At 52.8% G+C, this 13,485-nt stretch carries 4 protein-coding genes; 1 reads left to right on the forward strand and 3 read right to left on the reverse strand.

All coding sequences use genetic code 11. The features are described 5' to 3' along the window. Positions 1–7 precede the first annotated feature (7 nt). From LZD49_RS21045 to LZD49_RS21055, 3 genes are all read right to left on the reverse strand, one after another. Positions 8–3,817, reverse strand: a complete 3,810-nt coding sequence (locus LZD49_RS21045) for a polysaccharide lyase family 8 super-sandwich domain-containing protein (protein WP_234669641.1) — start codon at positions 3,815–3,817, stop codon at positions 8–10. 86 nt (positions 3,818–3,903) lie between these two features. Next, a complete protein-coding gene (locus LZD49_RS21050) occupies positions 3,904–5,703 on the reverse strand; it encodes a RagB/SusD family nutrient uptake outer membrane protein (RefSeq protein WP_234669642.1) in 1,800 nt (599 codons plus the stop codon). Positions 5,704–5,719: 16 nt separating this feature from the next. Beyond that, positions 5,720–9,097: a TonB-dependent receptor gene (locus LZD49_RS21055; RefSeq protein ID WP_234669643.1), complete on the reverse strand. Its 3,378-nt coding sequence runs from the start codon at positions 9,095–9,097 to the stop codon at positions 5,720–5,722. Between the two features lie 187 nt (positions 9,098–9,284). Between LZD49_RS21055 and LZD49_RS21060 the strand changes: the two genes are divergently transcribed. Next, positions 9,285–13,367 (forward strand): hybrid sensor histidine kinase/response regulator transcription factor, encoded by a 4,083-nt coding sequence (locus LZD49_RS21060; protein WP_234669644.1) that lies wholly within the window; start codon positions 9,285–9,287, stop codon positions 13,365–13,367. The last annotated feature ends 118 nt before the right edge of the window (positions 13,368–13,485 follow it).

Consider the following 13,485-nt stretch of genomic DNA (forward strand, 5'->3'; position numbering starts at 1 on the left):
TTACAGTCTATTTTTGAATCACGAACTTGTAAACCTGCCCAGCCTGACCATTCTGCCTGATCTTCACAAAATAAAGGCCCGGCTGGTAACGGCTCAGATCAAATGTAGTTTTCGACGCATTCATAACCTGTTTCTCAGCAAGTGTCAGTCCGTCTCTGCCGATGATCGAAAGTGTGGCGGCATTAGAATTGTTATCCAAAAATACATTCAGATAATCCGATGTCGGATTGGGCCCTATCGTCAGGAGCTTTTCCTTTGCTCCCAGTGAAACCGAAATAATGGATGATAAGCTGCTGGTGCCGTCGAAGTCTACCTGTTTGAGACGATAATACAGGTTGCCGGTTTTGAAAAGGGCAGCCTCCGGGTCAGTGAGTTTATATTTTCTTGCGCCTTTGGCAGTGCCCGAGCCGCTTATCCGTCCTATCGTGTCGAAATGCCGCGCGTCGGCGCTGCGCTCGATTTCGAAATAGTCATTATCCCGTTCCGAAGCCGTTTCCCAGAACAGATTTACCACATCCTGCTCCGCATTCCCTTTGAAATACACCAGCTCGACAGGCAGTGATCCCTCGTTGGTTGTGTAATCGTAAACAAGCTTGGGCCGTAGCGCGTCGGTGGCGAAGTTTCGCGACCGGAACGAGCTGTAAAGATCGGTGCTAGCGGTGACCTTGACGGTCAGGATGCTGTCGGAAGAAATGGCTGCCAATGCGGAGGTAATATCAAAGTAAATGTAGCCTGCCGCGGCGGGTGAAGTCGTAGCGGCAATGGAGCTGCCAGCTTGTGGTTTATTGTTCCAGTTGATACTGGTTTCAGTCCAGGCCGTGGCGCTGGTTGAGTAGCTGTTGGAAGCTATGGACAAATTCCAGCCGGTGCTAATGCCATTTTCAAGGGCCCATAACCTGATTTTAGCATTAGAAATATTCTTGTGCATGCCATGCAGGTCAAAAGCGAGATAGGTCTCCTGCGTGTCGTCGGATTTATTTCGGGCCACAAGGTAGCCTTGCGAGCCGTAGTTGTTGGCCGCATTCCCGCCGCTGCGAACGTAGGAATCGGCCGTGGCGGTCAGCGAATCTTTCAAAGTTTCGGGGCCGGACGAGGGTGTACCGTAAATCCAGATCTGCGGGCGGAACAGCGCATTGGCATTTTCCCTGGCATTGAAACTCGCATCCGTCTTGCTGATCGTGGCCACGTCGGTGGTTGTAGGTTCGGAGACGATATGTAGCGAGAATACCTTATCGGCCGCCAGACGACTGATTACTGCCGGCGTTACGTTCAACCGGACCGTCGAACCTGTCACGATGCCGGTCCTTTCACCCAACTTGGTAGTGTGGGCGGGTTTGTTGGACCAGGTAATGCCGGTTTCGGTCCAGGCATTGTTCTCCACGAGGTAGAATGCCCATTTGGTACTGGAAATCGACGTATTCGCATTGTTGACCCGCAGTTGGATCACGGCGCTGTCGGGGTTCAGGTTCACCGTGCTGAGGTCAAACTTGATGAATGCCTCGCGGTCGTATCCGGCTGATTCTTTTTTAACGGTCAATACGGCGTCGGTACCATAGTTGGTATTCGCGTAGGCGGCAGTACTACCGCTCCCTCCGCTACGTACGAACGCATCGGCAGTGCTGGTGAGTACCATCAATGGGTCTACGGGCTCCAAATAATCGGGGTTGCTGCCCGTGATGTGGGCCGAAATAGAACTACCCGCATTGGCACCGGTCGGCATAGTGAATGCCGCGGCTTTCATGACCGGTAATTGCGCATTTTTTATTCCTACATAAATCTGCTGGCTGTTTTGCGCGGGGTCGGCGATATGGACGGTTACATCATTGCTTTCGGCATTTTTTAAGATAATGGTACAGGCCTTGTTCGCCTTGACGGTGACCTGCCCGGCGGTGAATTCACCCGGCTGGTAGAACACAACCTGCCATACGCCCAATGCATTGTGCCGCACGGCCTGAATGGTTGCAGTGTTGGACAAAATACTGATATTGGATGCATTGTAAGCCTGCATTTCTGCCGCCGAAGTTTTGCCGGGAGCCACAATATAGGCATAGGAAGCGTTACCCGGCGCAATGCCGTGTTTGAACCACAATTTGAAAACATCGGCTGAAACGGTTGCGGCGGAACCGGTGGTATTGATGCTATTCCAGCTTCCGGACTGCGCCTGGTTGCTCAGCGAAACCAGGCCGGCCGCAGGAAAGAAATAGCCGACATTTCCCTGCAAAACCCATTTCAGATTTCCCGCATAATCCCGCGAGCCGTTGCTGAGCACGCTTACATTGTTTGAAATATCCGAAACAGTGACGTCGGTTTTCAGCAGCGATTGGTTTACCGTAGTATTAATGGCCTGCGAAGCCGAGGAAGTGATTCCCGCACCAAGACAAACGACCTCATCATCAAAAAAGAACCACGACTTTTTCGCTGTCGTACCATAATCGTTCATCGCGTAAGCACTGACTCCATATACACCGTCGGAAACGCCGCCCACAAACGGTACCGTGCCGAAATTTACGCCCCAGGAGCTTCTGACGGGATAGGTGGTGATCTCCGGCACAGTCGTACCCGGAATTTTGTTCCATTCCCAAACCGGGAAGATATTGTAATACTCATCTCCATCCACGGCAATGTAATTGGCGCCCTCGGTGAGGTAATAGCCTTTGATATTCTCGCCATTACCCATTTCCGATTTTGCATTGCGGGAAGAAATACTCCGGAGCCCGAACATGTAACCGGGCCGGTGATGCACAGTGTAGTCGGTGCGCCAGTAATGCAGATGTTCGGCATTTACATTGTAGGAAGCGGGCTGTAAGCCGCGCATCCGCTGGATCGCATTGTCGTATTCAGAAGCGTAGGCGGGGAGGTCGAAGCCTTTTACTTTTTCAATGAGCGCGACGTCCGCCTTACCCGCGTTGGCCCGGCTCACGCCACGGCCGTAGAGGTTATAATCGGCATAAGCGCCCCGGGAAGGTTTGATAAAACCCTTTCGGACAAAATTGGAAAAGACAGCGAGCTTGTCACTCGAAAAGGCATAGGAAGTGCCCGCGACGTACACCGCAATGTTGCTGATGCCCGAAATGTATTCACGCCCGTAGCCGTACACATATAGCTGCGGGCCGTGGGCAGTGTAGGAATTGTCGTTTTGAATGCCCTCGCCGGTGGTTACCACGATCGAACTGGTTACGGCCGTGATCGCCTGGTTCAATAGCGCCTGGTCTTGTGTGAGGCAGGCGCGCATGATGTAATGCTGCGCCACGTCGGTCAGGTTGGAGCCGTCTTTGGCAGGGGAAACAGCGATAGATACGCCTTTGGTCATCCAGGCGATCATCTGGTTTTCCAGGGTTTGGGAAATGCCCAGCGGTGCCTTGCGAAGGCATATCAGGGTGTTGCCGATGTCCTTCGGTACGCTGATGGAGAGGTAGAACCAGTTGGTGCTGTTCGGCGCGGGGCTAAGCGTGAGCCAGTAATTCATAATGCCCTCGATCTTCGTTTTCAGGTTTGCATCGCCATAATACGTGCTGGTGGGTTTGGAATAGGCTTTGGCCAGAGTACCCATTCGGGCCAAATGGTTGCCGGGTGCCCAGTCGGTTTGGCTGGTGGAGGTGTAGTTGATGTCGGGCCAGGAGTAGTCGGCTTGCAGGGTGCTGAGCAATGCCGCGGCCTGGGTGTCGGTGGTGGAGGCACTGGCGGCCTGGAAATTGTCAAAAATACGGTCGGAAATCGTCGTGAAGTCGGTTTGACCGGTGGCTTTTGTGCCCAGCAGGCAAGCGATCACGCCTGTCAGGAGCAGCCATTTGTAAAAGGACTTATGTGTTTTCATCATCGTTTGAAATAGAATGTATAAGTCTGTTTTTGACAAGAAAGAGAACGAAGCGCGGAAATGCCCGCGCCTCGCTTCCGTAAATATCCTTAATTGAGCCAGCCCGGATTCTGCTGTAAATTGGCGTTTCGTTCGATCTCCGATTGCGGGATCGGCCAACTGTACAGAAAGTCGCCCGACCAGATGTAAGGCACCACCACGGTTCCCCATACTTGCTTGACGCCATTTCCTGCATAAAACACCGACTCCTTCAATGTACCCCAGCGCAGCTCATCGAAATAATCGATGCCCTCGTTCACGAACTCCATCCGTCGTTCGTTGCGGATTCGCTCCCGCAAATTGGCCTGGCCGGTGACGGTTGTTGCGGTGCTGGAGTTAAGCAGAGCCACACCCGCTCTCGCTCTTACTTCATTCACCAGCGCGACGGCTTCTGTCGTCTTGCCTTTTTCGTTCAATGCCTCGGCCCACATCAGCAGCACATCGGCATAGCGGATAATCGGGAAGTCGGTAGGTCCATACGTCCGGTTCTCGATCTCCACACCCGGAGCACCCTCGTAAACAAATTTGCGGTGCAGATAATGGAACAGGTTACCAGTGTCGGTACGGAGGTCGGCAATGGCCAGTCCGTTCGCAACCCGGTACGGCCAGCGGGAAATGACCGGCGTGGTGCCATTGTAATGAGCATATGGTGTGATCACATTGGCCTGCAAGCGCGGGTCGCGGTTCTGGTAGGCTTTCAGGATCCTTTCCTCATTGCCATTGGGCAGGTAAAGGCCCATATCGAGCCCTTTGGCGGTCATGGCAGCAATTTCCGTAGCGGTAAGGTTGTTTCTCAAAAAGAAAACCTCGCGTTTTTCCACAGGCATGGCATTGTAGCCCGGAATGACCGCGTCCCAGTTGAACCGGGTACCGTCCTGATTTTCGTACAGATCGACGATATTCGGGGAAATCAGATATGTGTTCCAGCAAGAGCCTGTCGACGAGCGCGTTCCGCAGAAAAACTGGGTCGTGGAACCGTAGCCGCTTACACCCATATGCTGGATGGAGAAAATCATTTCGTCGCTCTGTTCATTGGCTTGTTTAAAAAGCAAGCGGTAACTGTCAGCACCTCCACCGGTGAAAAGGGCGTAGCCTGCGGCTTTCACTTTTTCGAAATCGGCAATGGCGAGGTCCCATTGTTTGGTATACATGTAAGTCTTGCCACGCAATGCATAGGCCGCGCCCTTGGTCGCATGCCCAAAACCGGCATTCCCTTTGGCATACTTATCGGGTAATGCAGGTTCGTTAATGGCGTCCGACAGGTCCCTGATCACTTGCTCCCACACCTTTGCCTCGGTTTCGCGGCCTTTGGTGATCTCTTCGAGTTGCACCGGTTCGAGATAAATGGGCACGCCTTTGAAAAGCTGGTTCAGCCTGGAATAATAGTAGGCGCGGAGGAATTTGCTTTCGGCAATGTACCGGGCCTTTTTCTCGGCAGAAGAAGGTGACTTTTCGGTAAGATTTTTGATGGCGTCATTCGCCCGGTGCACTCCTTCGTACAACTCCGACCACACACTGCTCACGTTCCCATTGCCCACGGTGGCCGTGCCCGTCATAAAAGGCTCGCCGTCACGCTGCTGGCCACCCAGGCCCAGGCGATCGAAATGGTAGAGCTCGCGTCCGGAGGCTGCACTGGTGTTGATGCCCAGTCTCAGGCCGTTGTAAACGCCGGTCATACCAAGGTCGGTCAGGTTGTCGGTCGTCCACATGGTATTGGACGAAACGGAACCATAGGGGCTGGTATCCAGCAGATCAGGCTCGCAGCCGGCCAGTGCCAGCAAAGCCAGTGCCGGAAAACCGATCCGACAGATCCTCGTTTTGATTTTGAATGTATTGTTATAAAATCTCATGATGACTGTTTGAAAATTAAAGGGTTACATTGATGCCCAGCGAATACTGTTTCATTGTCGGATAGCCTACACCCGCGCCGATTTCGGGATCGAGACCGGGGTATTTGGTGATGATCAGCAGGTTTTCGCCCGAAAGGAATAGTCGTGCGCGGCTCAGTTTCAGCTTTTTGCTCCAAGCATCCGGGATGGAGTAGCCAAGTTGCAGGTTTTTCAGTTTGATGTACGACGCATCGTAAAGCCAGGTGGTGCTGGAAGTGGTATTAATCGCGTCGCCATTGTATTTAAGCCTTGGAAATGAGCCTGTAATGTTATTGTTCGGATCGCTCGGGTTGGCGTCGTTGTAGTAGTAATGGTCGTCGGCCACTCGGGATGCGATGCCGTTCCCGTCGCGCACAATAGAGTTGTTGTAGCCCTCGGCATTATAGTAGTACTGCATCCCCGCGGAACCCGCCCAGATCATCGACATATCAAAGCCCTTCCAGGTGGCGTCCATATTAAGCCCGAAAACGTACTTCGGCGCGGAAGTGGTACCGCTGAACTTCCGGTCGTAAGTGTTGCCGTAGTTGCGGTCGCCGTTCAGGTCGGCGAAAATGAAGTCGCCATAGTAAAGTTGTGCCTTGCCAATGCTGTTTACTGGCGAGAAAGTGTAGCCGGCAGCCATCATGGCCGTTACCCAGGCCAGGTCGTCAGGCGTGCGGATCATCCCATCTTTCGGGCCGGCGTTGATGTCCAGTTCGCCACCCGACTTGTAGGTGCCGGTGCCGTTGTAACGCTCGCGGAGATAGTACTCATTAATGGCGCGGTCTTCCACGATCCGGTTGTCGGTACCGGTCGACACGTCGCCGAGGTTGCTGGTATAAGAGCGCGTGCCGTCGGCATTGGTTACCCATTGCTCGTTCAATTTGCCCTTGTAGGTCATCACGCGGTTGAGGTTGTAGGCGAAATTTCCGCTCACCGAATAATTGACCCCGCCGACCTTATCCCGCCAACCAAGCGTAAACTCGATCCCGCGGTTCCGCACAGCCGCCGTGTTCTGCGTAGGCGCCGATACGGTGCCGGCGGTGAGTGGAATAGGGGGTGTGGTCAAAATGCCGTCGGTGTACTTCTGGTACCATTCCAGTTCGAAGCTCGCTCGGTTGCTGAATGCATTTCCGTCGACGCCGAAGTTGGTCACCGTGGTTGTTTCCCATTGCAGGTAAGGGTTGGCGATCTTGCCTTGTGCCAAACCGGAAGCAATGGTGCCGTTGAAAGAGTAGTTTACTTTGCCGTAATTGGCCTGATAGTCATAATCCCCGGATGCATTGTTCCCGAGTTTACCCCAGGAAGCGCGCAGTTTCAGGTTTGGGATGTGGTTTCTCAGGCTCCCGAAAAAGGCTTCTTCGGAAATCCGCCATCCCGCCGAGAAGGACGGAAATGTGCCCCAGCGCGTGTCGGGCGAGAAGCGGGAAGAGCCGTCGTAGCGGATATTGGCTTCAAAAAGGTATTTCGACCGGAATGCATAGTTGAGCCTGCCAAACCACGAACGCATGGCGCGGTCATATTCGGTGCCGGTGGTGTTGGTCATGTCTGTGGCCGAGCCCAGGGTTGTAATCGTCCAGTCGATCAGGCCGGTTTTGGTGGCGTCGATATCGTAATAGTTGTAATAATACTGGTTATAACCTGCCAATGCGCCGATCTCGTGGTCTTTGCCAATGGTCGTATTATACCGGAGGACGTTATCAAAGGTGATCTGGTAGTTTTTGTTAAAAGTATAACGCGTGCTCATTGTGGTCGGGTCGTTGGACTGGTTCACGTCGTCGGCCACATTGTTGGCAAAGTTCCAGCGGAGCACCGGGATGGCGTGCGAGTTGTACTCGGCAAACCGGATCTGGTAGTTCACCTTCGTTTCGAACTTCAATCCCTTCATGATGTCGACATTTGCAAAAAGGGTGGTGTTGAAACGCGATTCCTGGTCTTTGCCGCCGGTAGTGTTCAGGTAGGCAAGAATGCCATTGGCTGTCTGGATCTCATCCGCGGCTGCTGGAAGCCCATAACGCCCATCATAATAGGGCACAATTCCCGGCACGGTCTGGCGAAGGAAGTTGAACGCATTGGCAGTGTTACCCATGTCCTTGGATTGCGTCTGGGCGAATGTCTGCGTTCCGATTGTCACGGCATTGCCGATCTTGGTTTGCACATTAGCCCGGAGCTGGTACCGTTTAAGCCCGGTGTTCTGCATCACGCCCGGGTTATCGAGGTAGCCCAGCGAGATGTTGAAAAGCGCTTTTTCACTACCGCCATTGACCGATACATTATGATTTTGCACGAGGTAATTTTCAAAGATTACCTTGCCCCAGTCGGTGTTGGGGTAGGCCAGCCAGTTGGGGACACCATTCACATTCAGCTCGTTGGGGTGCGTTTTGGCGTATTCCCAGGTTTGGATGGTTTGGTCGGAGTAAATGGGCACGGCCCGGCCGATATTGGCTGCACCTTCATTGAAAAGGCGCATGTGGCGGGGGTAGTCCGAGACGAATTCAGGCAGGTTGCTGGGGCTGGCCGTCGAGAACAGGCCGCTGTATGAGACAGTCGTTTTGTTTTTCGAGCCCTTTTTGGTGGTAATTAAAATGACGCCATTTGCCGCCTGAGAGCCGTAAATAGCCGATGAGGCCGCGTCTTTGAGGATGGAAATGCTTTCGACATCGTTGGGGTTCACGGCATCCATTACTCCTATAATGCCGTCGATCAGGACGAGTGGGCTGCTGTCGTTGAGCGTTCCTGTACCGCGGATGCGGATCGTAGCGCCGTCGTCGCCAGGCTTGCCCGACCCTTGCCGCACGTAAACGCCCTGGCCCAAGCCTGCGAGCGACGACGACAGGTTAGCCACCGGACGACTTTCAATGCTTTTGGAATCGATGGTCGCGACGGAGCCGGTGAGGTTCACTTTTTTCTGCTCACCGTAACCCACTACCACCAGCTCATCGAGATTGCTGGCCAGTGGCGAGAGGCTGATCGTGAACTCCGCTTGATTGCCGATCGCGAGTTCTTGGCTCTCATAGCCGACAAAACTGAAAACAAGAGATTTGTCGGTAGCCTCTGTGACGGTAAGACGGAACCGCCCTTCTGCATCGGTGACGGTGCCCTGTTGCGAGCCTTTCAGGACGACGCTCACTCCGGGAAGGGCCTCGCCTTTTTCGTCTGTAACTTTGCCTGCCAGTTCTGCAACCGCTTTTCGCGCCTGCACGGAGATAGCCGATGCCGCCACCGGGCATGCGCAAGGGGCCGAAAGCAGCGTTAGCATGGCAAGCGCCATGCCCATCCGGCTTCTTCTGCCTGGTAAACCGGGATGTGGCCCGACGCGCCGAGCGGGTGACAGAGGGATTTTGGTGTCAATTTTTGATCTGGTAGAATACTTCATGGTATTTCCCGGGATTGAAAGTGGTTTATTTTGTCCTGCTGAAATTTGGTGGAACGAAATTCTGCGAAATGGCCGGTGGAGTGGGGCGAAAATCCGTTTGGAATAGGGGTGTTTTTCGGCGGAGGGATAATTTTATCCTATTTTAGTGCTAAAAAGAATGTGTGAAAGTGTACCCATTAAGTGACAAATGATTAGAATAAAGGCGCTTTGTTTTTGGGCCGTAATAGTTTTTTGCTCGATAGGCGGTGCCTCAGGACAGCGGCTGGTTTTTAATAAACTCAATGCGGAACACGGACTTTCACAAAACTCGGTGCTGGCTATTGTGCAGGATCACCGTGGCTACATGTGGCTGGGCACAAGCTACGGGCTCAACCGGTTCGACGGGAAGAATTTCAAGATATATAAGAACGATCCGGCCATGCCGGGCTCATTGAGCGGCAACTACATTCTTTCGGCACTTTCTGACTCGAAGCATACGCTTTGGTTCGGCACCAGCTATGGCCTGAACCGTTACGTTCCCGAAACCGACTCATTCGTATCCGTATTAGCCGGAAATCCCGACGAAGCCGGCACGCTCGGGAGCAACACCATCAATTGCCTTTTCGAGGACAGCCGGGGCATTGTGTGGGTTGGGACCAACCGGGGTCTCCACCAGCTCATCGACAGGGAGCATCACCGTTTCAAACGCTATGTGGCCAACACGCAACCTGGTCTGTCGGGGGATGATATACGTTCGGTTTACGAGGATTCGCAGCACCGGCTCTGGATAGCGACGGCTACCGGGCTCACCCAAATGGATTTTCAGGGCAAATCAATCCGTTTCAAGGCGTTCAAGTCTGATCCTGGTAAACCCGGCGCGCTGAGCGATGATTTTGTGACGACTGTGGCGGAGGACAAACAGCAGCATATCTGGGTCGGTACCAAGCACGGCGGGCTCAATTTGCTGGATGAAACCATAGGGAAGTTCATTCATTATAAAAAAAGTGTTGGGTCTAATGCATTGGTACACAATAATATTCGCAAAATACTCGCCGATCGAAGCGGTAACCTCTGGATTGGCACACTGGAAGGCCTGAGCATTCTTGACCCTATCAAACGCACGTTTACAACTTACCAGCACGAGCCCGAAAACCCGACTGGTTTAAGCCAGAATTCGCTCTATGATATTTTTCAGGATGCCAACGGCTCGGTGTGGCTGGGGACTTTTTACAATGGCGCCAATATTGTTTACTCGTATGAAACGCCGTTCAGGGTTTATCAGACGGGGAAGGCGAAGTATAGCATTAATCACAATGTCGTAAGCGCTGTCGTGAAGGATAAGGCTGGCAATCTGTGGGTCGGAACGGAAGGTGGTGGGTTCAATTATCTGGATGTCCGCTCGGGTGCGGTCCGTAATTTTCGGAGCGACGGCAATGCTGCACCGGGAATGACTTCCAATCTCGTCAAGGCCATTGTGCAGGACAAGACCGGGCATTTGTGGATTGGCACACACCTGGGCGGATTAAACTACTACGATACGGGCCGGCGAAAGTTCACTGCATTCAGGAACGATCCGGGTGATACCGGGACCCTCAGTTCGGACAACGTTAGCGCCGTTTTTGAGGACAGCCGCGGGCGACTGTGGGTAGGTACCGATCAGAAAGGCGTCGACTTGCTGGACAGGGCGACGAAGAACTTCCGGCATTTCAATGTCGGGACGCCGGCACCACTCAAACTGAGCGGGAATTTTGTCCGTAATTTTTACGAGGATTCGCGGCATAATCTCTGGATAGGCACCAACGAAGGCGTTAATGTACTGAGAAGTGATTCCAGCAGCATCGATTGGATCAGGCCACGGGATGAGTCTGCGACGAAGCGGTTCCCCAGGGTGATCAACTGCGTACGCGAGGACGCACGCGGACTGATCTGGATCGGTTCCTACTATGGCGGTCTGACGCGTTATGACAGGGCTACTAACACATTCACCAATTTCACTCAAAAAGACGGGCTGCCGAACGACAATGTCCTCGGTATTCTGGACGATGAACGAGGCAATCTCTGGATCAGTACCTCCAACGGGTTGTCACGCTTCGATATCGCCAGGCGTATTTTTAAGAATTATACGGTCGCCGATGGCCTTTCGGGCAATGAGTTTATTTCAAACACCTACTATAAAGATGCGTCCGGCGAAATGTTTTTCGGCGGGTTGAATGGTCTCGTCAGCTTTTTTCCAAATGCCATCGAAACAAACGAATTCGTGGCACCGGTGGTGTTTACGGCATTGAAACTGTTCAACAAGCCTGTTGGGGTTGGCGGGGACGACGGCCTGCTCGAAAAGGACATCAGCCTCACGCGCGAGATCACATTTACACACGATCAGAACATTTTGTCCATCGATTTTGCCCTGCTGAATTATATCAAGCCCGAAAAAAACAAATATGCCTATCGGCTGGAAGGCTTCGAACAGGACTGGAATTTTGTAAAGACCTCTTCGGCTACCTACACCAACCTGCCGCCGGGAACTTACACATTCGAGGTCAAAGGGGCGAATAATGACGGCGTTTGGAGCAAGGTGCCCTCACGGCTCACGATCAGGGTGCTGCCACCTTTATGGAAAACCTGGTGGGCTTATGGCTTGTACATTGTCGCGATTATTTCGGCGATCCTGTTTGTGACGCGTTACTTTTACATGAGCGCTTTGTTTCGGCGGGAGCATGAGCTGCATCAGGTCAAACTGAATTTTTTTACCAATGTATCCCACGAGATCAGGACGCACCTGACACTTATACAGGGGCCGGTGGAGCAAATGGTCATTACCCGGCCGGAGGACGAAGAGGTTCAGACGCACCTTTCGCTGGTCAGGAAAAACGCCGACCGGTTGCTGAAACTGGTAAGCGAGCTGATGGATTTCCGCAAAGCCGAAACGAACCATCTGGCATTGCACGTTAGTCAAAACAACCTGGTGCCATTTATCCAAAGCATTTTTCAGGATTTTAGCTTCCTTTCGCAGCACCGCCATATAGAATCGGTTTTCGAATGCAGTACCGACGCTATCGCCGTATTTTTCGATCCCGCGCAAATGGAGAAAGTAATTTTCAACCTGCTGAGCAATGCCTACAAGTTCACGCACGACGGCGGAAAGGTTTCGCTGAAAATAACCGAAGTCGGCGATACCGTCAGCATACGGATCGAGGACGATGGCATCGGTATCGCGCCGGAGTACCTGAGCAAGCTTTTTGCCAATTTTTTCCAGATCTACGACCATGGGAAGCAGAATACGGGTTACGGCATTGGACTTGCATTGTCCAAAAGCATTGTGGAACTGCATAAGGGAAGCCTTAAGGTGGAAAGCAGTGTGGAGCAGCATAATAGGAAGGGTAGGACTTGCTTCACGATCACCTTGCTGAAAGGAAATGCACATTTCGCGTCGGAACAATTAGTAAAAGTAGCCCCTGCGCAGGTGCACGGCGAGATGCTGTTGGCAGAAACGGACCTTGTACGCAGCTATCAGCCATTATCTGCCGAGGGTACACCTGCCGTTCTGATCGTCGAGGACCATGAAGAAGTGAGGTCACTGGTCATGGCATCACTGGCGGGCGAGTACCGCATTATCCAGGCCGTGAATGGGGAGGAAGGATGGGCACAGGCCATCGAACACATCCCCGACCTGATCATCAGCGACGTGATGATGGGCGAAATGGACGGGTTGGAACTGTGTACGAGACTGAAAACCGACCAGCGGACGAGCCACATTCCAGTGATATTACTTACTGCCCGGGCGTCGCTGAACCACCAGCTCAGCGGCTTGCAAACGGGTGCGGACGCCTACATCCCGAAACCATTCAGTATCCGGTTTTTGAGTCTGAATGTGAGGAACCTGCTGGCTTCGAGGGCGTTGATGAGGGAAAAGTACAGCCGCCAGGTCACCCTGCAACCGCAGAATGTGGTGATCGATTCGATGGACGAGCAGTTCCTCGCGCGGATCGTCACCATTACGGAGGAACTGATGGACAATCCGGAATTTGGTGTGGCCATGCTGGCAGAGAAGATCGGAATGAGCCAGTCGGTACTTTACAAGAAGCTGAAAGCGGTAACAGATCTGTCCGTCAACGATTTCCTGAAATCGATCCGTTTGAAAAGAGCTGCCCAGCTTTTACAGCAACAGAAAATGACAATCTACGAAGTGGCTTATGCCGTGGGCTACGACGATCGTAAATATTTCAGTAAGGAATTCAAAAAGCAATTTGGAAAAACACCCAGCGAATTCGCTGTGGCATATGGGGCTACCTGAATTGTTTCAAGGGCCGTTCAACCTTTCTCCGCCAGTTCCCCCGATGATCAAAATCTACCATTAAATCGTCCCGAGGTCGGGAACGGGTAAACACTTGTTTTTATAAATCAGGTGTTTA

Source organism: Dyadobacter sp. CY261 (genome assembly GCF_021440085.1).
GTDB lineage: Bacteria > Bacteroidota > Bacteroidia > Cytophagales > Spirosomataceae > Dyadobacter.